This is a genomic window from Nocardioides hungaricus, from assembly GCF_054782915.1.
This window is the reverse complement of record NZ_BAAGRO010000019.1, coordinates 1-21,782: the sequence shown is the minus strand read 5'-3', so window position 1 is coordinate 21,782 and position 21,782 is coordinate 1. Positions and strand designations below refer to the sequence as shown.

General features: G+C 70.9%; 20 protein-coding genes. 5 read left to right on the top strand and 15 right to left on the bottom strand.

All coding sequences use genetic code 11. The annotated features are described in order from the left end of the window. Positions 1 to 9: 9 nt before the first annotated feature. Positions 10 to 1,485, bottom strand: coding sequence for a PH domain-containing protein (locus ACYVKX_RS07690; protein WP_460830279.1), 1,476 nt, complete (start codon positions 1,483 to 1,485; stop codon positions 10 to 12). Continuing rightward, positions 1,482 to 1,961: a PH domain-containing protein gene (locus tag ACYVKX_RS07685; protein ID WP_460830276.1), complete on the bottom strand. Its 480-nt coding sequence runs from the start codon at positions 1,959 to 1,961 to the stop codon at positions 1,482 to 1,484. Before ACYVKX_RS07685 ends, ACYVKX_RS07690 begins: the two co-directional genes overlap by 4 nt. Before the next feature lie 34 nt (positions 1,962 to 1,995). Here ACYVKX_RS07685 and ACYVKX_RS07680 point away from each other — a divergent pair, with 34 nt between their 5' ends. Next, complete coding sequence (locus tag ACYVKX_RS07680; RefSeq protein WP_460830272.1) at positions 1,996 to 3,246, top strand: calcium-binding protein; 1,251 nt, start codon at positions 1,996 to 1,998, stop codon at positions 3,244 to 3,246. Between the two features lie 66 nt (positions 3,247 to 3,312). Here ACYVKX_RS07680 and ACYVKX_RS07675 read toward each other — a convergent pair whose 3' ends face one another. Further along, a complete protein-coding gene (locus tag ACYVKX_RS07675; protein WP_460830270.1) occupies positions 3,313 to 5,085 on the bottom strand; it encodes an acetyl/propionyl/methylcrotonyl-CoA carboxylase subunit alpha in 1,773 nt (590 codons plus the stop codon). 198 nt (positions 5,086 to 5,283) lie between these two features. Further along, complete coding sequence (locus ACYVKX_RS07670) at positions 5,284 to 7,608, bottom strand: choice-of-anchor J domain-containing protein (protein WP_460830266.1); 2,325 nt, start codon at positions 7,606 to 7,608, stop codon at positions 5,284 to 5,286. 188 nt (positions 7,609 to 7,796) lie between these two features. Between ACYVKX_RS07670 and ACYVKX_RS07665 the strand changes: the two genes are divergently transcribed. Both ACYVKX_RS07665 and ACYVKX_RS07660 read left to right on the top strand, forming a co-directional pair. Beyond that, positions 7,797 to 8,996, top strand: a complete 1,200-nt coding sequence (locus ACYVKX_RS07665) for an acyl-CoA dehydrogenase family protein (protein WP_460830263.1) — start codon at positions 7,797 to 7,799, stop codon at positions 8,994 to 8,996. 46 nt (positions 8,997 to 9,042) lie between these two features. Then, positions 9,043 to 9,624, top strand: a complete 582-nt coding sequence (locus ACYVKX_RS07660; protein WP_460830261.1) for a GtrA family protein — start codon at positions 9,043 to 9,045, stop codon at positions 9,622 to 9,624. Here ACYVKX_RS07660 and ACYVKX_RS07655 read toward each other — a convergent pair. After that, entirely contained in the window at positions 9,563 to 10,168 is a 606-nt protein-coding gene (locus ACYVKX_RS07655) for a Maf family protein (RefSeq protein WP_460830258.1), read from the bottom strand. The genes ACYVKX_RS07660 and ACYVKX_RS07655 overlap by 62 nt on opposite strands. 35 nt (positions 10,169 to 10,203) lie before the next feature. On the opposite strand from ACYVKX_RS07655, the gene ACYVKX_RS07650 reads away from it, so the two are divergent. Next, the gene (locus ACYVKX_RS07650) at positions 10,204 to 11,199 is read left to right on the top strand and encodes a glycoside hydrolase family 6 protein (protein WP_460830255.1); all 996 of its coding nucleotides are present in this window, start codon (positions 10,204 to 10,206) and stop codon (positions 11,197 to 11,199) included. Positions 11,200 to 11,263: 64 nt separating this feature from the next. Then, complete coding sequence (locus tag ACYVKX_RS07645; RefSeq protein ID WP_460830252.1) at positions 11,264 to 12,322, top strand: response regulator transcription factor; 1,059 nt, start codon at positions 11,264 to 11,266, stop codon at positions 12,320 to 12,322. 201 nt (positions 12,323 to 12,523) lie between these two features. Here the strand turns inward: ACYVKX_RS07645 and ACYVKX_RS07640 are convergent, their stop codons facing one another. The 10 genes from ACYVKX_RS07640 to ACYVKX_RS07595 form a co-directional block, all read right to left on the bottom strand. Further along, on the bottom strand, positions 12,524 to 13,780 hold the full coding sequence (locus ACYVKX_RS07640) for a helix-turn-helix domain-containing protein (protein ID WP_460830249.1): 1,257 nt from the start codon (positions 13,778 to 13,780) through the stop codon (positions 12,524 to 12,526). 142 nt (positions 13,781 to 13,922) lie between these two features. Further along, positions 13,923 to 14,546, bottom strand: a complete 624-nt coding sequence (locus ACYVKX_RS07635) for a TetR/AcrR family transcriptional regulator (protein ID WP_460830246.1) — start codon at positions 14,544 to 14,546, stop codon at positions 13,923 to 13,925. 64 nt (positions 14,547 to 14,610) lie between these two features. Next, entirely contained in the window at positions 14,611 to 16,143 is a 1,533-nt protein-coding gene (locus ACYVKX_RS07630; RefSeq protein ID WP_460830242.1) for a carotenoid oxygenase family protein, read from the bottom strand. 238 nt (positions 16,144 to 16,381) lie between these two features. Further along, entirely contained in the window at positions 16,382 to 16,750 is a 369-nt protein-coding gene (locus ACYVKX_RS07625) for a monooxygenase (RefSeq protein ID WP_460830238.1), read from the bottom strand. A 9-nt stretch (positions 16,751 to 16,759) separates the two neighbouring features. Further along, positions 16,760 to 17,461, bottom strand: coding sequence for a fumarylacetoacetate hydrolase family protein (locus ACYVKX_RS07620; RefSeq protein ID WP_460830236.1), 702 nt, complete (start codon positions 17,459 to 17,461; stop codon positions 16,760 to 16,762). 218 nt (positions 17,462 to 17,679) lie between these two features. Then, positions 17,680 to 18,090, bottom strand: a complete 411-nt coding sequence (locus tag ACYVKX_RS07615; RefSeq protein ID WP_460830234.1) for a RidA family protein — start codon at positions 18,088 to 18,090, stop codon at positions 17,680 to 17,682. A 47-nt stretch (positions 18,091 to 18,137) separates the two neighbouring features. Beyond that, positions 18,138 to 18,692, bottom strand: a complete 555-nt coding sequence (locus ACYVKX_RS07610; RefSeq protein ID WP_460830232.1) for a cupin domain-containing protein — start codon at positions 18,690 to 18,692, stop codon at positions 18,138 to 18,140. Beyond that, a complete protein-coding gene (locus ACYVKX_RS07605; RefSeq protein ID WP_460830229.1) occupies positions 18,689 to 19,381 on the bottom strand; it encodes a cupin domain-containing protein in 693 nt (230 codons plus the stop codon). Before ACYVKX_RS07605 ends, ACYVKX_RS07610 begins: the two co-directional genes overlap by 4 nt. After that, positions 19,378 to 21,057 carry an FAD-dependent monooxygenase gene (locus ACYVKX_RS07600; RefSeq protein ID WP_460830225.1) on the bottom strand — a complete coding sequence of 560 codons (1,680 nt, stop codon included), beginning with the start codon at positions 21,055 to 21,057 and terminating at the stop codon, positions 19,378 to 19,380. The genes ACYVKX_RS07605 and ACYVKX_RS07600 overlap by 4 nt, the downstream gene beginning before the upstream one ends. Beyond that, the coding region (locus ACYVKX_RS07595) for an SDR family NAD(P)-dependent oxidoreductase (RefSeq protein WP_460830220.1) at positions 21,054 to 21,782 on the bottom strand (729 nt) is incomplete at its 5' end. The genes ACYVKX_RS07595 and ACYVKX_RS07600, both read right to left, overlap by 4 nt.

The following is a 21,782-nucleotide window of genomic DNA, read 5'->3' as shown; positions in this document are numbered from 1 at the left end:
GCGCACACCCTATGAGGACGGCACTCCGGCCTCGTGTGCCGTCGTCGCCGGCGAGACGAGGAACGGGCCCAGCAGCCCGGGGTGGGCCTCGTGGGCGAGCGCGACGGCCGCCGTCTCCGGCACGTCGAGCGCGGTGACCGACTGCCGGCCGCCGGCCGTGGTCGCGACCAGCGTGGTGAGCCCAGCGCGGCGCTGGAACCAGGTCGCGCGCAGGTTCCAGCCGATCACGCCGTGGACCTCGAGGGCCTCGCGACGCCGGTTTAGGCTCCCGGATCGCACCACGACGTACCCCCCGACGAGCGCGTGGCCGAGCGCGCGCGCCCGGTCGGCCGCGAGCGCCGCGGCGAGGGGTACGGCGAGGGCGGCGACGACCGGGAGCCAGGCCGGCGCGCCCGCCGGCACGACGTAGGCGGCCGCGAGCACGAGGAGCAGCGCCGGGCCGACGGCGCGGGTGTAGCGCCGGGTGCGCGCCCGGGGCCCGTGCTCGGTGAGCGGCGCGTCGAGCGGGCCGGGGCTGCGCAGCACCGCGCCGGCCGCCCGGCGTACCACCTCCCGCGGGGCGGGCGGCACGAGCAGCGCGGACCGGCCCTCGCCGAGCCCGGTCACGATCGCCGAGGCCCGGCCGCCGCCGGCGAGGCGCAGCCCGAGCGGCTCGCCGACCGAGACGCCGCGCACCCGCTCGTCGTCCATCGTCGTCTCGCGGGTCGTGATCAGGCCCCGGCGCAGGTGCCACGCGCCGCCGGTGTGGGTGAGCCGGAAGCCCCAGTCGGTGACGGCGTACCCGCCGATCGAGAGCGCCGACACGATCACCGCGAGCCCCACGAGCGCGAGCGGGACCGCGACCCACGCCGACCACGACTCGGCGTCGGAGACCAGCCGCTGCGGGTGGAGGCGCCCGAACCCGCCGAAGGCGTTGATCGCCTGCGACGCGACGCCGAGGACACCGGCGGCGATCACCAGCCCGACGCTGGTCAGCGGCGCGAACCGCAGCCAGGCCGGGTCGAACTCGAGCACCGCGCGTTCCTCCGGTGCGCCCTCGGCGGCGGCCTCGGCGTGCAGCAGCCGGGCCCGCAGCTCGCGGGCCCGGGCGACGGGGAGCCCGTCCAGGTCGAGGTTGTCGTCGTCGTCCGTCGAGGCGGTGCCGGTGCCGATCCGGACGCTGGTCAGCCCGAGCACCCGGTGGATCGGCGGTGCGGTGACGTCGACGGTGCGGACGCGGTCCAGCGGGGTGGAGAGCACGTGGCGGTTGAGCAGGCCGCGGCGGAGCTCGACCCGCCCGGGAGTGATCCGGTACGCCGTGGTGAGGTAGCGCAGCACGCCCAGCGCGACCGGCACGACGACCGCCGCGAGCTGCCACCACTCGCCGAGCCCGCCGGACGCCGTACCCGCGACGACGAGGGCGATCAGCGCCGGCAGGAAGCGGACGAGCTCCCGGATCGGGTGGATCAGCAGCATCCGCGGGTCGAGCCGCTGCCAGTCACTCATGTCGCGTCGCCCGCGACGCTGTCGGCCATCCGGGTCAGCTCGTCGACCAGTCCGAGCGCGACCTCGCGGTCCAGGCCCTCGATCGCGAGCGCGCCGGCCGCCGACGCGGTCGTCACCGTCACGGTCGAGAGCCCGAACAGCCGGGCGATCGCGCCCTCGACGTGGTCGACGGTCTGGATCCGCGACATCGGCGCGATCCGCCGCTCCCGCGCCCACCAGCCGGTCTGCGTGTAGACGGCGGTGTCGGTCACCTCCCAGCGGTGCACGGCGTAGCGCCAGCGGGGTACGACGGCGGCGTACCCGATCGCGAGCAGTGCCGCCAGCGCCACCACCCACCAGGCCAGCGGCAGCCAGCCGGTCAGCGGGCCCGCGACCACGGCCGCCGCGACGAGCACCAGCCCCTCGACCGCGGCGGTCAGCGTCCACATCAGCCGGGCGCGGGGGCTGACTCGCTCTCGGGGTTCACGAAGCTGCACGCAACCGAATCTACGGGCCGGGCGTCTCCCGGGTGTGAGCGCGCTCGTCCCGGCCCTCCTGCTGGCCGCCCTCGTCGCCCCCGTCTCCGCGGCGCAGGCGCCGCCCACCTGCGGGGGAGTCCGGGCGACGATCGTCGGCACCTCGGCCGCCGACCGCCTCACCGGCACGGCCGGCGACGACGTGATCGTGGCGCTCGGCGGCCCCGACACCGTGCTCGGCCGTGGCGGCGACGACCTGGTCTGCGGCGGCGACGGCACCGACGTGCTGCGCGGCGGCGCCGGGGACGACCGGCTCTACGGCGAGCGCGACGGGTTCCACAACTTCCGCGGCTCGCGCTACCTCCAGCCCGACGTGCTGGCCGGCGGGCCGGGCGACGACCTGCTCGACGTCGGAGCCGACGACCGCCGGGTCGGCTCCGGCTCGTTCGGCGCCCTGGACTACCGGGGCTCGGCCGCGGCCGTCACCCTCGACCTGGCCGCCGGGACGGCGACCGGGCAGGGCGCCGACACGATCGTCGCGGGGCCGGGACCGGCGTGCGGACTCGGCTGCTACGGCGCCCTGGTGCTCGGGTCGGCGTACGACGACGTGCTGCTCGGCAGCGAGGGCGGCGACTACCTCGTCGGGATGGCCGGCGACGACCGGATCGACGGCCGCGGCGGTGCCGACCTGCTGCGTGGGGAGGACGAGGACGGCAACGGCCCGCCCGACGCGGACACGATGACCGGCGGCGCGGGCGGCGACGTGCTCGAGGGGGACGCCGGCCGCGACGTCCTGTCCGGCGACGGCGGCGACGACACCATCTGGTCCAGCAGCGGCGCGCCCTCGCAGGTGTACGGCGGTGCGGGCGACGACCGCCTGCTCGTCCAGCTGACGCGGCGGCCCGGGTTCGTCCTCGACGGCGGGGAGGGGTTCGACGCGGCCCAGCTCGCAGGCCCGCTCTCGAGGCCCGGTGAGGGCGGCCGCCCGACCGCCGCGCTGATCACGATGGCCGAGGGCCAGGTCGTCGCGAACGAGGTCACCTGGGGGACCATCGCCGGCGTCGACGACCTCCAGCTCGGCGAGAACGTGCACTGGGAGTACCGCGGCACCGACGCGGCCGAGATCCTCCGCTCCGACGGCCTCGACCTGACCGCCTTCATGTACGGCGGCAACGACCGGGTCTGGGGCACGACCGGCCCCGACCGGATCGACGCCGGCGACGGCCGCGACAAGGTTCGCGGCGACCGTGGCCGGGACCGCTGCCTCTCCGCCGAGGTCGCCTGGTCGTGCGAGGTGGAGGGATAGTCCCTGACGTTCGGGTCCCAGATCGCGGGGCGGAAGGACCCAAACGTCAGGGACTATCCCGAGATGTCAGTCCCTGACCTCGCAGATGACCGCGCCGTTGGCGACGGTCTGGCCGACCTCGGCCTGGAGGCCGGTGACGGTGCCGGACTTGTGGGCCTTGAGGGGCTGCTCCATCTTCATCGCCTCGATGACGACCACGGTGTCGCCCTCGGCGACCTCCTGGCCGTCGGTGACGACGACCTTGACGACCGTGCCCTGCATCGGGCTGGTGACGGCGTCGCCCGACGCGGCCGCGCCGGACCTCTTGCCGCCCGCGCGCTTCGGCTTCCTCGCCGAGCCGCCAGGAGCGGCTGCGATGCCCCCGAGCCCGCCGGGGAGCACGACCTCGAGCCGCTTGCCGCCGACCTCGACGACGACGGACTGCCGCTCGCCGTCCTCGGCCGCCTCGAGAGTGTCCCCGGAGTACGGCGCGATCCGGTTGTCGAAGTCGGTCTCGATCCACTGGGTGTAGACGTCGAACCTCTCGCCGTCGCCCACGAAGGCCGGGTCGGAGACCACCGCTCGGTGGAACGGGATGACCGTCGGCATGCCGTCGACCACGAACTCGTCGAGCGCCCGGCGCGAGCGCTCCAGCGCCTGGGTGCGGTCGCGGCCGGTGACGATCAGCTTGGCGATGAGGGAGTCGAAGGAGCCCGGGATCGTCTCGCCGTTCTCGTAGCCGCCGTCGAGACGCACCCCGGGACCGGACGGCGGCGCCCAGGCCGAGAGCGTGCCGGGCGCGGGCATGAAGCTGCGGCCGCCGTCCTCGGCGTTGATGCGGTACTCGATGGAGTGGCCGCGGATCTCCGGGTCGTCGTACCCCAGCTCCTCGCCGGCCGCGATGCGGAACATCTCGCGGACCAGGTCGATGCCGGTGACCTCCTCGGACACGCAGTGCTCGACCTGGAGGCGGGTGTTGACCTCGAGGAAGGAGATCGAGCCGTCCTGGGCGACCAGGAACTCGCACGTGCCGGCGCCGTGGTAGCCGGCCTCCTTCAGGATCCGCTTCGAGGACTCGTAGAGCGAGGTGAGCTGCTCGTCGGTCAGGAACGGCGCGGGCGCCTCCTCGACCAGCTTCTGGTTGCGCCGTTGCAGCGAGCAGTCGCGGGTCGAGACCACCACGACGTTGCCGTGCTGGTCGGCCAGGCACTGGGTCTCGACGTGGCGCGGCTTGTCGAGGAACTTCTCGACCAGGCACTCGCCGCGGCCGAAGGCGCCGACGGCCTCGCGGACCGCGGACTCGAAGGCGTCGGGGATCTCCTCGATGGTGCGGGCGACCTTGAGGCCGCGGCCGCCGCCGCCGTACACCGCCTTGATCGCGATCGGCAGCCCGAACTCCTCGGCGAACCGCACTGCCTCGTCGGCGTCGGCCAGCGGGTCCTTGGTGCCCGGCGCGAGCGGCGCGTCCGCCTTCACCGCGATGTGCTTGGCCCGGGCCTTGTCGCCGAGCGCCTCGATGGCGGCCGGCGGCGGGCCGATCCAGGTCAGGCCGGCGTCGATCACGGCCTGGGCGAAGTCGGCGTTCTCGGCGAGGAACCCGTAGCCCGGGTGCACCGAGTCGGCGCCGGACCTCTCCGCGACCGCGATGATCTTCGCGATGTCGAGGTAGGAGTCGGCCGGCGTGGCGCCGCCCAGGGAGTACGCCTCGTCGGCGAGCCGGACGAAGAGCGCGTCCCGGTCGGGGTCGGCGTAGACCGCGACGCTCCCGATGCCGGCGTCCTTGCACGCCCGGATCACCCGGACCGCGATCTCACCGCGGTTCGCGACCAGGACCTTCTGCAGCGGCTTCGTCTCCGGCACCTAACGACTCCTGCCCATCGAGTTCATCTCCGCGGGGCAGGGTATCGCCAGCCGAGCGGGTGCGGGGTGTGGCTCATGTCTCGCACCGTCGGGCGTGCGGCGCCACGTCTCCCGGACGAGGACAGCGCCCGCTGACCGGCCCCGGACCGGGACGCGAGGTCCCGGTCCGGCGCCGGCCGGCTGGGGTGTCGGGAGCGGTCAGCCGCCGGGCTGCAGCTTGCCGTTGACCCGCAGCGTGTAGCGGCCGTACTTGCGCAGGCTCTCGGACGGATCGTCGACCATCACCAGGGCCGAGACGATGCCCGCCCTGGTGCCCAGCGCCCGGCGCAGCTGCCTCTTGCCGAGCTTGCCGGTGAAGGACCTGTCGATCTTCAGCCGCTCGATCCAGGACTCGCCGTTGCGCGCGATGCCGACGAGCTGGACGGTCCAGCCCGGGACCTCGACCGGGTTCACCTGCGTGATCGACTTCCACCCGTCGAGCGTGTCGGTCGCCAGTGGGGTGCCGGCCACCGAGACGTTGCGCACCCAGAGGCCGGCCTCGTCGACCGCCGAGTCGGTGATGTAGCGGAACGCGAGGAGCACGTCCTTGCCCGCGTACGCCGACAGGTCGGCCGTCTGGGTCGTCCAGCTCTGGGAGGCGCCGGTGAGGCCCGGCAGGTTGGCGACCGCCAGCGGGTTGGCCTGCGGGTCGGCCTCGGTGGTGGTGTCCTCGGTCGCGAGCGAGGTCCACGTGGTGCCGCCGTCGGTCGAGACCTGGACGAACGCGTAGTCCCACAGCGACTCGATGTCGTAGAGCGCGTCGAACGACAGGGTGCCGCCCGCGTCGGGGACCGAGACCTCGCGCACGACCGAGCGGTCCAGGTCGGTGCCGCAGCCGCTGTAGAGCGCGGCCGCGCCGGTGCCGGCGGTGAGCTCGCCGCCGCAGGTCGCGTCACCGGCCGGGACGGTGTCCGGAGGGGTGGCGTCGATGGTCCACTCGACCGGATCGGGCGCGAGGGTGGCGGCGCCCTGGAACCGGAGCGACCTGAGCTGGCTGGCCCGGAGCCACTTCTTGCCGGAGCGCAGGCGGACGTAGTCCGAGCCGTTCGGCGGCGCACCGGCGCTCTCGTACGCCTGCGGGGTGCTCCAGTTGATGTTGCTGCTCAGCCAGTTGGAGGTGAAGGCGGCGCGATCGCCGCCGGTGAGCCTCTTGCTCCGGTCGAGCGCCGAGTCCAGGGCGGCCATCGCGGCCCAGTCGCGGACCGTCTGCATCGCGTTCCGCTTCGACTTGTACCGCTTGAGCACGGCGTTGAGGCCCGACAGCCCGTTCCTGTCCTCGCGGTGCAGGTCGGCGAGGAACTTCGCGCCGTACTTCGAGCGCAGGTACATCATCAACGAGTACGTCGCGCCGTAGTCGCACAGCACCTCGGGTCCGCCCTGGTCCTCCCACATGGTGAGGGAGTTCTCCGGTCCGCCGAAACTCTCTCCGCCGTAGCCGGAGAAGCAGGCGAGGTGGCTGTCGGCCGCGGGGTCCTTCGGTGGCGTGCGGGTGTCGACGTAGCCGACCAGCGTCTGGGCGTAGTCGGCCAGGCCCTCGTTGACCCACGAGGTCTCGTCCTCGTCCTCGTAGCTCTCTAGCAGGTGCTGGTACTCGTGGGCGAAGGTGCCCTCGTACAGGCGCGGGTTCGACTCGCCGAGCGGGCGCTTGAGGCCGAGGTCCGCGGCGCACTGCTGGAACGCGGGGTCCGCCGAGTCGTCCGGCGGGTTCGCGCCGGTGCGGTGCGCCCAGTCGAAGGCGTCGACGGTCATCACGTTGCGGTCGGTGAGCTGGTTGAACGTCGAGGTGAAGAATCCCGCGACGTAGGTCTGGCCGTCCGGCGTACCGGGCGCGGAGTAGTTCTCGTCCTTGACGTTGTCGACGAGCACGATCGTGTCGCCGGCCTCGTCGGCGGTGCCGGCGTAGTAGTCGGCGGGCATGCCCTCGACGAACTGCGGCGCCAGCGCGTTCTCGCCCTGGAGGGCGGGCGGCACCGAGAAGTCCCGGGACTCCTTGGGGTAGATGTTGGAGTCGAACTCCTTGACGAAGCTGGCGACCTGGGCGTCGGTGATCTCCGCGAGGCCGAGGGTGTTGCGGCAGTCGCCGGCCGGGAAGGAGGTGTCGGTGGCGACCCAGACCTGGATGTTCTCCCCGATGCCGCGCAGCTCGTAGTCCTGGAAGTCGAAGGTCCCCGTCGTGTACTGCAGGTAGGGCCACAGCTTGACGTCGCCGACGGCCGGCGCCTGTGCGGGGGCGCGGAGGAGGCGGCGCTGCCGGGGGGAGAGGGACACCTCGGCGCCGCCGAGCTTGACCTCGCGGTCGAGCTCGCGGGTGTCGGGAGCTGTCGGTGAGCCGCTGGCGGATCCGGCAGGAGGCGTGCCGGTCGAGGGGCCGGCCGAGGGCTCCGCGGAGGCGCTGCCGGCCGGTGCCATCAGGGCGGCGGCGAGGGCGGCGGCAGCGGTCCCGGCAAGCAGGGCACTGGCAGTACGTCGGGCAGTACGTCGCATGGGCAATCCGTTCCGTCGAGTAGGACATACGGCGGCCTCGGGGATCCGTGGTCCCGAGATCGCACGAATTGCAGCATGCAACACCGAAATCATGCTGCTCCACAAGCATCTGGCCGAACTTCCTTCACGCGAGGTCTCGCCGACCCGCCTGGTTAACAATCGCTAACCAGGCGGGCTAGGCTGCGGTCATGGCCACCGAGTCGAGCTTCGAGCTGTCCCGCGAGCACGAGGAGTTCCGCCGTACCGTCCGCGACTTCGCCGAGGCGGAGATCGCGCCGCACGCGGCGCGGTGGGACCGCGAGCACCACTTCCCGGTCGACGTCGTGCGGAAGATGGGCGCGCTCGGGCTCTTCGGCCTGACCGCGCCGGAGGAGTTCGGCGGCGCCGGCGAGGACGGCGACTTCACCAGTCTCTGCGTCGCGATCGAGGAGATCGGCCGGGTCGACCAGTCGCTCGGCATCACGCTCGAGGCCGCGGTCGGCCTCGGCATCAACCCGATCCTCGCCTACGGCACCGCCGAGCAGCAGCGGACCTGGCTGCCCGACCTGGTCGCCGGCCAGGCGCTCGCGGGCTTCGGCCTCACCGAGCCGGGCGCGGGCTCCGACGCGGGCGCCACCCGGACCCGGGCCGTGCTCGAGGACGGCGAGTGGGTGGTGAACGGCGCCAAGCAGTTCATCACCAACTCCGGCTCCGAGATCACCAGCCTGGTGACGGTCACCGCCCGCACCGGGGTCTCGACCGGCTCGACCACCGGGCAGGAGCGGCCCGAGATCAGCGCGATCATCGTGCCGCGCGGCACGCCCGGCTTCACCGCCGAGAGGGCCTACGACAAGCTCGGCTGGCACGCCTCCGACACCCACCCGCTGACGTTTGCCGACGCTCGGGTGCCCGAGGCCAACCTGCTCGGCGAGCGTGGCCGCGGCTACGCGCAGTTCCTCGCCACCCTCGACGACGGCCGGGTCGCGATCGCGGCCCTCGCGGTCGGCTGCATCCGGGCCTGCCTCGACCTGAGCCTCGAGTACGCCGGTGACCGGCAGACCTTCGGCGGCCCGATCGGCCGCAAGCAGGGCGTCGCGTTCCAGGTCGCCGACCTCGAGGTGATGCTGCACGCCAGCCGGCTGCTCACGTATCGGGCCGCGGCGATGAAGGACGCCGACGCGCCGGTGAAGGAGTTCAAGCAGGCGGCCGCGGTCGCCAAGCTCCACGCCACCGAGTCCGCCGTGACCGCGACCCGGATCGCCACCCAGGTCTTCGGCGGCTACGGCTTCATGGAGGAGTACCCGGTCGCGCGGTTCTACCGCGACGCCAAGGTGCTCGAGATCGGGGAGGGCACCTCCGAGGTGCAGCGGATGCTGATCGCGCGGGGGCTCGGGCTGCCGGTCGAGTGAGCCCGGTCGAGTGAGCCCGGTGGGGCGAGCGGTTAGCCTTGCCCCCATGTCCAACCGGTGGCGTCGGGTCCTCACCGAGGCGTACCGGTTCCTCGCGGTCGGCGGCGTCGCCACGATCGTGGCGTTCGTGCTGTTCAACCTGCTCGTGCACGGGTTCCGGCTCGGGTACGACGCCCCGCTGGCCGACTCGCCGTACCTCGCCTATGCGATCGCGAACATCATCGGCATGACGGTCAGCTACCGCGGCAGCCGCAGCTGGGTGTTCAGGGACCGCCCGCCGCGCACCGCGGACGGCGGCCGGCTGCTGTTCATCGTGATCAACCTGGCCACGATGCTGATCCCGATGGCCTGCCTGTGGGTCAGCCGCAACCCGCTCGGCCTCGACGACCCGGTCTCCGACAACGTCGCGGCGAACGTCGTGGGGCTGTTCCTCGGCATGGTCGCCCGGTTCTACCTGTTCCGCACCCTGGTCTTCCGGCGGCCCGTCCACCTGGCCGACCTCAAGGAGCGCCCGCTCCAGGTCTTCGAGCTCAGCGAGCTGCGCGCCGACACGCAGCCGATCGAGGTCATCGTCGAGGAGCCCACAGGTCGGTCCACGCGTGACCCAGCTCCGCGGCGAGCTCCCTGACCAGCGGCAGGCTCACCCCGACGACGTTGTGGTGGTCGCCCTCGATGCCGGTGACGAACGCCCCGCCGAGGCCGTCCACGGTGAACGCGCCCGCCACGACCAGCGGCTCGCCGGTCGCGACGTACGCCGCCACCTCCTCGTCGGTCAGGTCCGCGAAGTGCACGGTGGTGGACGCCGTCGCCGAGGCCACGCGGCCGGTGGCGGTGTCGCGCAGGCAGTGGCCCGTGCGCAGCACGCCGGAGCGGCCGCGCATGTCCTGCCACCGGCGTACCGCCTCGGCGGCGTCGCCGGGCTTGCCGAGCGCGGCCCCGTCGAGGTCGAGCACCGAGTCGCAGCCCAGCACGAGCGCGCCCGGAGGCAGTCCGTCGCGCTCTGCCACAACGGCGCATTTGCGCTCGGCGAGCCGGAGCGCCAGTTCGGCCGGCGGCAGCCCGTCGAGCCGGGACTCGTCGACGCCGGACACGATCACGACCGGCTCGACGCCGGCACTGCGCAGCGTCTGGAGGCGGGCGGGCGAGGCCGAGGCCAGGACGAGTGTCGTCACCCGGGCGATTGAACCACCTCGGGCATGATGACCCGGTGCCCCTCCGCCTCCCCCGGCTCGCCGCCGTCCTGCTGACGTGCGTCCTGGTCGCCGGGTGCGTCGGCGGAGGCGTCGAGGACCCGGGCCTTCGGCCCGACCCCCAGACGGTCAACCGGTACGCCGAGGGAGCAGGGTACGCCGACCCGGAGTCGTCCGCGGCCCAGGCCGCCGCGCAGGCGAAGGCGGCCGGCGACGCCGGCGCGCAGCGGGTCTTCGACCGGCTCGCCGCGACCCCGCAGGGCATCTGGCTGACGCCGGAGGAGTACCCCGCCGGCCAGGTCGGCGACTTCGTCGCGAAGGTCGTGGCCGACGCCGACGCCGCCGGCCGGGTACCGACCTTCGTCGTCTACGGCATCCCCGACCGCGACTGCACCGGCGGCTTCTCCGAGGGCGGCCTCCCGGCCGACCAGTACGGCCCGTGGGTCCAGGAGATCGCGGACGCGGCCGCCGCGGGCGCCCGCTCGGTGGTCGTGGTCGAGCCCGACGCGCTCGCCTCGGCGCTGCAGTGCGACGCCCGCGCGGAGCGGGTGCGGCTGATCGCGGACGCCGTCGACCGGCTGGTCGCGGCCGGCGTCACGACGTACCTCGACGGCGGCCACTCCAACTGGGTCGAGCCCCGCAGGCTGGCCGACCTGCTCGAGCGGGTCGGCGTCGACGACGTCCGCGGCTTCGCCACCGACGTGTCGAACTACCAGACCGACGAGGACGAGAAGGCGTACGGCGAGAGGCTGAGCGCCCTCGTCGGCGGCGCCCGCTACCTCATCGACAGCGGCCGCAACGGCAACGGCTCCACCCGCGAGTGGTGCAACCCCTCCGGCCGGGCCTACGGCACCGACCCGATGGCGGCGCCCGAGGGCGACGCGCCCAACCTGGACGCCTACGTCTGGGTCAAGCCCGCGGGGGAGAGCGACGGCGAGTGCAACGGCGGTCCGCCGGCCGGCGAGTTCTGGCCGCGGCGGGCTCTGGAGATGGCCGCCTCGTCCGGCTGGTGAGACGGCGGCGCGCGGAGTGCGGCGTCCGGCCGGGCCGGGCGGCCCCGTTGTTAGGCTTCGGCCCATGCAGCCGGGCAGCGACTGGGTGGCCGTCATCATCGAGGACGACCCCGACGTCCGCGACCTCATCGACATCGTGCTGACCCAGTCGGGCTTCCGGACGATCGTGACCGAGAACGGCCCCGAGGGCGTCGAGGCGGTCCGGCAGCACAACCCGCTGATCACCACGCTCGACGTGAACATGCCCGGCATGGACGGCTTCGCCGTCGCCCGCCGGCTGCGCGAGTTCAGCAACACCTACCTGATCATGATCACCGCGCTCGCCGACGAGATCGACGTCGTGCAGGGCTTCGAGGCCGGCGCGGACGACTACCTGGTCAAGCCGTTCCGGCCGCGCGAGCTGCGCGCCCGCGCCGACTCGATGCTGCGCCGGCCGCGCACCCGCTTCGACGCCCCCGCCGGCTGGGCCGAGGGCGAGGCGGCGGCCCACGACTCCTCGCCCGCCACCGCGCCGCGCGAGGAGTCGTGGGCCGCCGCGGCCGCCCGCGACCTCACCGGCGCCGCGCCGCTCGCGCCGCTGCACGAGCAGCAGCCTCCCCAGCAGCCTCCCCAGCAGCCGCAGCAGCCGGCGTACCCCCACCCGGTGCCGCCGCACCCGCACCCGCAGCAGCCCTTCCCGCAGCAGGTGCCACCGCAGCCGGGCTACCCGCAGCAGCCGGTGCCGCAGCAGGCCCCACCGCCCGCACCGATCCCGCCGGCGGACCCCGGCGCGCACGGCGCGCCGCCGAGTCAGGGCGGCTGGATCCGCTTCAACGGCCTCGCGCTCAACAACGACACCCGGGTCGTCACGGTGAACGGCGCCACGGTCGACCTGACCCGCACCGAGTTCGACCTGCTGGCCTCCCTGCTCAGCACCGGCCGACGGGTGCGCAGCAAGGCCGACCTCGTGCTGACCATGCGCGGCCAGCAATACGTCACCTCGTACTTCGTCAACGAGGCCGACAAGCGCTCGGTCGAGGTGCACATCGCCAACCTGCGCCGCAAGATCGGCGACGACGCCGGCACCCCGAAGTACGTCGAGACCGTCCGCGGCGTCGGCTACCGCCTCGCCGAGGCGAGTTAGAGGGGCTTCTCGGCCCGGTGGGCCCTGCCGGGTCACCGCAAGGCGATTGCCGAGGCGGCAGCGCGGCCAGGCGACCTGCAGCTCGCCCCGGGCGTGTCGTCAGCCCCTCGACCTACTTCACCTGCAAAGGTCAACCCCGCGAGCAACCTCAGTGATGGTGTCTGACGAGCGTTGATTGACTGCGTGCTTCGATGAACGCAGTCAGTCGAGCAGTTCGGGGAAGTGAACAGCCAGGGAGAGCGCCGCCAGGACGCTGCTGCCGCGTTGGGTGGCGATGGGTCGTTGCAACAGCGACTCCGCCTGCCTGACGCGGTAGGCGACCGTGGTAGCGGCCACATGGAGTTCCTCGGCGGCCGCGACACGGCTCCCCTGGTGTTCCAGAAATGCCAGCATCGTCGCTCGCAGCGTGGCGTCCTTGTGGCCGTTGCCGTCGAGGCCGGCGAGCGTCCGCCGGACGAAGATTGCCGCGGCTTCTCGGTCGTGCATCATCAACGCCAAGGCGCCGTGGACATCAGCAAGCAAGACCCGTTGCCTCGTGGCGGATCCTGAGGAGCGGGCAAGCCCGCGCGCCGACAGGAGGGTCACACGAAATCCTGCCGGACCTGGCGCGTCGAACCCGAAGGCAACACAGAAGCCCTCCGGAGGAGATACCTGCGCCAGGCTTCTCGTCGCTTCCTCGCGTGGCGCTGTCGGAGTGGACCAGATGATGTCCGTGGATCCATCGGTCCTGGGGACGATGAGGATGGACCTCGCACGGAGGTGCTCTCGCACCTCTTCGGTCCATCGGCCAGACTCCGTAGACCAGCCGGGATAGGGGGTGCCGGGCAGTGGCCACAGCACGGCTGCCAAGTGATTCCAGGGCACGGGCACCCCCAGAACCTCATCGGCAGCAGGCGGGGCCTCACCCGTGTCGAGGATCTCGTCGACCGTGCGCCGCACGTTTGCGGCTCGCTGTCGGCCCCAGGCCGCGCCTTCCTGCTCGATGACGCTGCTGAGCTCAGCGATCACGACCTCGATGAAGCGGTCGATGCCTGCCGAGACCCTGCGGATCTCGTCGGCGAGCCGCGCCTCGGGAACGTTCGACGCCATGGCATCGATGACGTGAGCTTGAACCCGCGAGTGCGCGCGCCAGACCTCGCGGAGGAGAACGTCCAGCGGCGTGCCTTGTCGCGCGTCCCACCGCATTGCTGCGATCGCTTCGGCGGGAAGTTCGACCGCTCCGCCAGCGACGAGATTGACCAGGAGACCCAGCACCGCGGCTTCCAGTCCTCCACTGAGAATACGGTCGGCCTCGGGCTCGTCGCGGGCAAGATCCGCGTGCACCAGTTCCGATACTTCGATCCCCCATGTCGTGGGGCCCATTCCCAGGACCGCGAGCGCTCCGTCACTGGCCTGCCGCGCCCGGGATCGCTGGAGGACAACAGGATCGGAGGCCATCGCGAGGATCCAGTCACTCATGCCACTCTCCTTGCCGGTAGAGCCTGGGCCCGATTCGCCCGGGCGCGGCTGGCTCGGGGTGCCGTTCTTAAGGGAAGCGTCTAAGTCCCTCCCGTGTCGACCGTTTCGACCGTTGCGACTCGGCTCCTGGCATCCGCGGGCGCTAGGCCGTCGCGTGGTCGTCCGCGGTGTCGCGGCGACAGGGGCCGTGCTGTGCGGCCGGCAGAACGACCTCGTCGAGTATCCGTCCGACGAGGTCGGCGGTCTCGTCGCCTAGCACGAGGGTTTGATGGAGGACGATTCCCGCGAGGGCGGGGGCGAGGATGGAGAGGTCGGCGTCAGGATGCACCTCGCCGCGCTCGCGAGCCCGCTCGCAGACCGTCCGGTAGGCCGCGACCACGGGTCCGACGATGTCGCGCCGGTAGACCTCGGCCAGCTCGGCGTCGCGACCCAGCGACGAGATGACGGCAGCGAACACTGTCTGTGAGGGCGAGTGGTTGAGTCCGTCGGCGCCACAGCAGATCTCGAGGAGGTCGCCACGCAGGGTTCCGGTATCGGGCACTCCTGCCGTGGCCATGTGCGACGTGATCGCGGCCAAGACGAGTTCGGCCTTGCCCCGCCATCGGCGGTAGAGGGTGGCTTTGGATGCCTTGGCTCGGGCGGCGACGGCGTCCATGGTGAGCAGGTCGTACCCGACGCGGTTCAGCACCTCCATCGTCGCGTGCAGGATCTGGTACTCGCGCTCGCCGTCCACCCGAGGACGAGCGCCGGTCCGGGGCGGCGGCATACGTGTTCTCCAGGTCCCATCAAAGGCGGCCGTAGACCGCGCAGCTACCGCCGGAGTGTCCGGGTCAGGCGCTCCTGTCCTGCGCTGCGATGGCGGCGTCAAGGCGCTCTGCGTCGGCCCAGGTGCCGTGCGCGGACTGCTGCACACGGACGGGCAGCTTCACGCGTGCCAGCGGTTCCTTGACCAGGTCGACGGCATCGTGGACGAGGAGCTCGGAGAGACCAGTGCCGGGGTTCCACCACACCGAGAGCAGATAGCCATCGTTCTCCTCGGTGGCTCCGCGCCGTGGCACGAACACCGGCTCGCAGGGGCTGGTGAGCCCGTCGACACCCTCGACGACCACAGTGCGCCCGCTCGTGAAGTCGTAGCTCGCCAGCCCGTCGGTGTAGGTGTGGTCGGAGAGACCTCTGGTGGCGATGAAGTAGCCGTACCGGAGCTGCTGGCCGATCCAGTCGTCGTTGATCTTCGGGAACTCTCCGGGAACGCCGCTGAGCATCTCGTTACTGGCCTTCTTGGTGGCCCGGTCGAGGGTGAACCGCCACGTCATCGACGGTGGGAACCAGGTGTGTGAGCTCACCGGCTCGTCTGGGTGGCTGGCCGGGTTGCCCAGGCGCGTGACGACACACAGATCGACGACGAAACCACTGGCGGTTTCGTAGGCGTTGAAGAAGTGCGTGGGGGCGAGCATCACATCGGTGCCGTACCAGGTCACGTCGTGGGTGCGCCGGTCCAAGACGGCGAAGCGGGATCCGTCCGGCACCGCATCGGGATCCCACAGCACGCCCGGGCGACCCTGCATCATCCGATCGATACGGAACTGGACCGGGGAGATCAAGAAGATCGCGTGGTGCTCGGTGATGATGTAGTCGTGCACCATCGCGGGGCACCCCAGCGAGAAGGTGACCGTGTCCTTGACCTGGCCGCTGGTCCCGTCGACCTGGAACCACTTCAGATTCTCACCCACGGAGGCGAAGAAGAGCCCGTCTCCTGTCTTCGGGTCGACCTTGTGATGGGCGGTGCACACCACATCGATGGCACCGCCGAAGTCGACGGCACCCTTGGTGTCGAGATTGCCCGGATGCATCTCGATGGGCAGGCCGCCATCGAAGTAGACCAAGAGGTGGTCGGCGAAGATGCCGACGTTGGTGTTGGCGATGTGCTTGGCTGGCGGCGCTCCAGCCGGCAGGGGCTGCCGATCGTTCCCGTTCACGAATCCCGGATAGATCGCCTCGCCGGCCTCGACCTCGACCTTCATCGTGTCGGTCATGACCCACCGCCTGCGGAACGACGCCTTTCCGTCACGGATGTAGGTCGCGGCCACCGCACCGTCGCCCTCCCACCAGTGATAACGCTCAAGGTCCAACGGCGTGAAACGCGGATTGCTCGAGATGCGGAACAGTGCACCTTCCAGGTCTTCGGGGAGCTTGCCCTCGATGGGCAGGTCGTAGGCATCGGTCTCCTCCTGCCACGGAGCCCACGGGCCCTGGAGGAACAGGTTGTCGGTCTTCCAGTCGACATCGGCCGGATGGCGCGGCTGCGAGCTCTGATTGTGGGGCAGGACAACGGTGGGCAGAGAGAGCGGCAACTTGCGCATCATGACTGGCTGCCTCCTGGGCGGCGTCGTGGCTCGCGTCTTCGCGAGCCCCTGATTGGTCGCGGCCCGCTGGCCGGGCATCGACCTTCGTGGCGGACGCCACAATCTTGGACTCGACTGTCGAGCAGTATCGCCGCGCCGAGCGACAGACATTCGATCGAGAATTGCCGCCGAACGACAAGGAGTGGATGGGCAGTGATCATCAGTGCACGGCGCTGCTGCTCACCGAGCAGGTCGTCGGTCAGTCGCGCTCGTGCGACTCGGTGACGACGGGTCCGTTGTTGATCTCGGTGAGGGGCATGTTGACCGAGAAGATGCGCCCCCGGATGTCGCGGAAGCCCAAGCCGATGAGCCGACGGGTGTGCATCTCGAGGTAGCGCTGCGCGTCCTCGCGGGAGGAGAACAGGTAGATGCCGCCCCCTTCGCTGGTCTCGGGGCTCTCCGTCCAGATCTTCCAAAGAAAGCCGGGCTCGTCGCTGATGCTGTGAGCAAGACCGGAGTGCAGCACCGCCGACTCGGCACCGAACGGCCCTTCGCTGGGGAAGTCGACTTGGAGCAGGCACGGGGTGCTCTCGGGGGCCGGCTGCTCGCCCGCGTTCACTTCGCTCATCACGTTCTCCTAGCAGAGTTTGACACTTGGTCGGGGGCTCGCCTCGAGTTGGGTGAGAGCCGTCGATGCGAGGATGTTGCGGAGCTCGCCCAGGACGCCTCCCCGGGTGAGGAGAACGTCGCCCTCGCCGAGGAACACTGCGGGCTCACGGGCGTTGCCGATGCCGCTGGGTGTGCCGGTGAGGACCAGGTCGCCCGCACGCAGTGTCATCCCGAAGCTGAGCTCGGCCAGGATCCGAGGGATCGAGAAGGCCATGTCGCCGACCGTGGCGCGCTGCATGATCTCGCCGTTGAGGGCACACTCGACGTGCAGGCGCTCGGGGTCGGAGATCTCGTCCTTGGTGGTGATCCACGGCCCGAGTGGCATGGTGTGGTCGATGCTCTTGCCCTTGAGCCACTGGCCGCCGTGGGCGCGCTGCAGGTCGCGCTGGGAGACGTCGTTGGCCAGACAGAACCCGAAGACGTGGTCCCAGGCATCGTCCTCGCGGATCGAGCGGCCGTCCTTGCCGATCACGACGGCAATCTCTGCCTCGTAGTCCCACTTCGTGGATAGGTTGTCGTCGAAGGCGACAGGATCATGGGGACCGATCACCGTATCGGGACCCTTGGTGAAGAAGGTCGGGTGCTCGGGTAGGGAGTCGGGGTCCTGCCCTTCGCGTTTGCCCATGGACTCGTAGAAGTGGTCCAGGTAGTTCCACCCGGTGCAGAGCACGTCGCGATTGAATCGTTGGATCGGGGAGCCGAGACGGACCTCCGACAGGGGAACAGGGTCGATGCCCGCCGCACTACTGACGAGATCCTCGCTGGCGACCAGGCCTCGGACGACGTCGTCGACAGTGCCGAGGGAAGCGGGCAGGATCCGGACCGACTGGTGGTCGTCGGCGACAACGCCTAGCCTCCACCGGCGGTCGGCCTCAACAGCTGCGAGCCTCACGAGCCAGCGCCGATCGCTGCGATGGCGTTGACCTCGATGAGGTAGTCCTTCTTCACGAACTTCGCGACCTCGACCATGGTGGAGGCGGGCGCGTGGCGCGTGAAGTACTGCCGGCGTACCTCGTGGATGGCCTCGAAATCCTCCATGTTGCGGACGTACACGTCCACACGGGCGATGTCTTCCAGGGTGCCTCCGGCTGCTTCGACGGCTGCCTTGAGGTTCTGGCACACCTGGTGGGTCTGGGCGACCACGTCCCCGACCCCGGTGATCCCACCGTCCGCATTGCGCGCGGTCATACCGGAGATGAAGACGAGCCGCGCGGTTGCCGGCACCGAGACCGCCGAGGCGTGGGCGAAGTGGCCGTTCGGCTGGGCGAGCTCGGGTGCAGTGATGGTTTCGACCACCATGGGGTTCCTTAGGGTTGCCGCCCGCTGTCGGGGCGTGTGGGTACTTCTCAGCGAGCGTCGTCGGGCGAGGAGTACCACTCCGGCTGGGTGGGGTAGTGCGGGCCGTCGTACACCTCGAGGAGGACCGAGACCTCCTCAGCCTGGGTCGGTCCGTGCAGGCTGCCCTTCGGGTTCCAGTAGAACGAGCCGGCGGTCAGCGTGATCCCGGTCGGCACGTACACGTAGCGGCCGGACAGGCAGAACATGAACTGGTTCGAGGCGTGGGAGTGGCGCGAGGGGATGCCCGAGCCCTTGTCGAATCGGACCAGCGAGATGGATGCACCTGTGTCCTCGTTGCGCCATAGTGCCTTGTGGGTGAGGCCGGACAGGGTCTTCTCGACCCATTCCACGTCTGCAGTCTGGACGAGGATCTCGCGGAACCGGTGCGCGGCTGCGCCATCGGCGTCCGGGGTGAACCGCTCCCGGGACCGGTCCGCGGAGGCTCCTCCGTAGCGGGCTGGCTCGGAAAGGTTGTCGCGCCACTCCTCCTTCGAGACGGCGGCGGGGCGCGAGGGCTGCGCGACCAGCGGCGCTTCCGGGTCATACGGCGGGTTGTCGGTCATCTGGACACTCCTCCCACGACTGCGTCGAGGTCGTCGAGGTAGCACAGCTGGACGACGAACCAGGTCCGGTGCCTGTCGCCGACATTGGTCAAGGTGAGTGGGCCGCCGTGGTGGTAGCGGACTCCGCCGGGCGTGGCGGCCGACACCGCGGGCTGGTCGAGCTCGGCCAGGACGTGCCCGACATCGGACAGGGCGAGTTCACGGCTCTCACCTGGTTCGAGCACGATGGTCCACACCGCCACGTGCGGGTGCTCGAGGACCGGGACGCGGCCGTCGTCGAGGGGCTCGCCGACGACCTCTCCCTCGATGCTGCGCGCACCCTCACCGATCGGTAGCGGTGCGGGGAGGTGCTCACCGATGTCCTTCAGCTCGACGAGCCGGTTGCGGTAGAAGCGCTCGCCGACGTTCGTCAGGCGGTGTATCGGCGACACCGGCCGGTAGACTGCGCCGCCGGTGTACTCGGAGATGAACCGAGGTGGGCTGCCATCGAGCCAGTCCATGCGGCCCTCGGAGCCTTGCAGGCTCAAGACCACGTACGGGTTGTGGTGCAGATGCCACGGGTGGACCTCCCCTGGCCCGAGAGAGACGTCCCACACCCGCACGATCTCGTTGTTCAACAGCTCGACCAGGCCGATGTCGACCAGGGTGATCTTCTCCCCCGCCGGGGAATACACGATGTCACCCTTCATGCGACGACTCCTGTCTGCATTGCCTGCCCTCGTTGAGTCGCCGGGTCGCTCCCCGTGTGCCCACGCCCTCGCGCCTCGGTGGCTCCCTTGCCGACCAGGCTGAGGTAGTGGGACTCCACGCGAACTCCCGACTGCGGAGTCCATGGCTCCAGGAGTGCGATGTGCCCGTCCGGTCGCAACAGCACCACGGCGTCCTCCTCGATGCCGAGCCGATGCCGTAGCGCATCGCCGGGGTCGAAATAGGCACGATCGCGGAGCCCGGAGTCGTGTGGCGCGTCCCACCGGCTCACGAGGACCTGACGCAGGCCGGGCGGTCCTTCGGAGGGCACTGCGGGACGGCGACGGGCGTCGGTGAGGTGCAGCGCCACGAAGGAGTCGCGGCACAACTCGTGCAGAGTGAGGGCACCGAAAGTGCCGTACACACGTACGTCGGGCACCCGCTCACCAACCCGAGCCCGCGTCGGCTCGCTGGTCGTGCGCACCATCGACCAGTCGCCGGTGTCGTCCACGTCGAGGCGGACGCCGAGCAGCGTGCGGGTCATCGCATCGCCCCAGCCGCCGGCACCCATAGAGGCGACGGCTCGGTCGGGCCCGCTGGAACTGACGCGGCGGTTCATGACGTCGCGCGCGGCCTCGGCCATCTCGCCGGAACCGTTGATCGCGACCGGAGCCTGCTCCATCTCGTAGCCGTCGAGCAGCGACTCCTCGGCCCAGCCCCGGTGCACCCACGCCAAGCGCCAGGGCATGTTGGAGGCGTCGAGCACCCCAGTATTGAGTCCGAGCGCCCACATGGGAGTGATCAGGTGGGCAGCGTCGCCCATCAGGAAGACCCGGCTCTCGCTCCACGATCCGGCGACTCGGTGATGGACGGTGTAGATGTTGGACCCGATCACCCGCAGGTCCTCGACGTCACCGATGAAGCTGTGCGCCTTCGCGCGCAGGTCCTCGACAGTGGGTTCCGGCTGGTCCGAGGCGAGAGGGAAGAGGAACCGCCAGCAGTGCGGGTGGCGCACCAGGATCATCCACTCGTGCGGGTCGCCGAAGTAGGCCAGGTACGGGTAGTCACGCCGGTTGGTGATGTCGAGGTCGCAGTCGAGGTCCACCAGCATGTACCGCTGCTCCAGTGTGTGCCCGGTGACCTCGATGTCCAGCTGGGTGCGGACCGTCGATCGTCCGCCGTCACATGCCAGCAGCCGACTCGCCTCCACGACCGTCGGCCCGTCCGGGGTCTCGAGGAACAGCTCCACCCGGTCGTCGTGCTGGACGAACCGTTCCAACCGATGCTCCAGTCGCAGAGTGCCGGGGGCGCGCTCTTCGAGCTGAGCGGCAAGGACAGGCTCGAGTAGCTGCTGGGGGATGTTGATGACGAACGGGAAACGAGTCTCCTCGGCGAGCATGGAGGTCAGGACACTGCCGGTGGAGAGTCCTGTCGCGCGGTCGATCTCGCCGATCTCGTCGATGCGCAGGCTCGCGTCGAGCACCGGCCCGAGCGCGTCGTAGCGGTCGAGCACCTCCAGAGTGCGGGTGAGGACGGTGCCTGCCTTGGTGTCGCCCGACAGCGCGGGCTCGGCTTCGAACACGACGACGGGTACGCCGTAGTGGACCAGGCCGAGGGCGGTGATGAGCCCGACAGGGCCGGCGCCGACGATGGCGACGGGGAGCTGCGGTGTGGTCATGATCCCTCCTTCGGGAAGACCCGGTCACGGGTGAGTACTGAGCCGGTCATGGTGGCGGCATCTGAGAGCAGGAACATCAACGGCCCGGTCACGTCGTCGGGGGCACCTATGCCCGTGGTCCGGAGCCAGTGCTCGCGCTGCGAGCCCTCGGGGTTCGCAGCCTGGAACTGGGGTGTGTCGATGACGCCGGGGAACACCACATTGACGCGCACCCGCCGGTGCGCCACCTCGGCGGCCAGCGACCTGGCGTAGGGCACAAGCGCTCCCTTGCTGGCGGCGTACGCTGCCGCCTGGGCGTGCCCGACCGTCGCGATGCCCGATGAGAACATCACGATCGAGCCGCGTCCCGCCTCGAGCATCGTGGGCAGCACCGCCTGGCAGGCCCACACGACCCCGTCCAGGTTGACACCCAGTACGTGGCGCCAGGTCTCGGCCGGGGTGTCGACGACGTCGCGCCGTGGCTGGATCGCCGCGCCCGCGATGAGGGCGTCGACCCGGCCGTGTTCGTGCAGCACCTGTTCGGTGGCCGCGAACACGGCGTCGCGGTCGGACACGTCGACGCGGACGTGCTTGATCTTCTCCAGGTGCTGATCCGGCTCGACGAGATCGTAGACAATCGCCGTGCCTCCGGCCGCGGTGAAGGCGCGGCTGGCCGCTGAGCCCTGATCCACCGATGAGGTGTGGGCTGTGAGCGTGGCGTAGAACGAAGAATCCCTTGTAGGGGT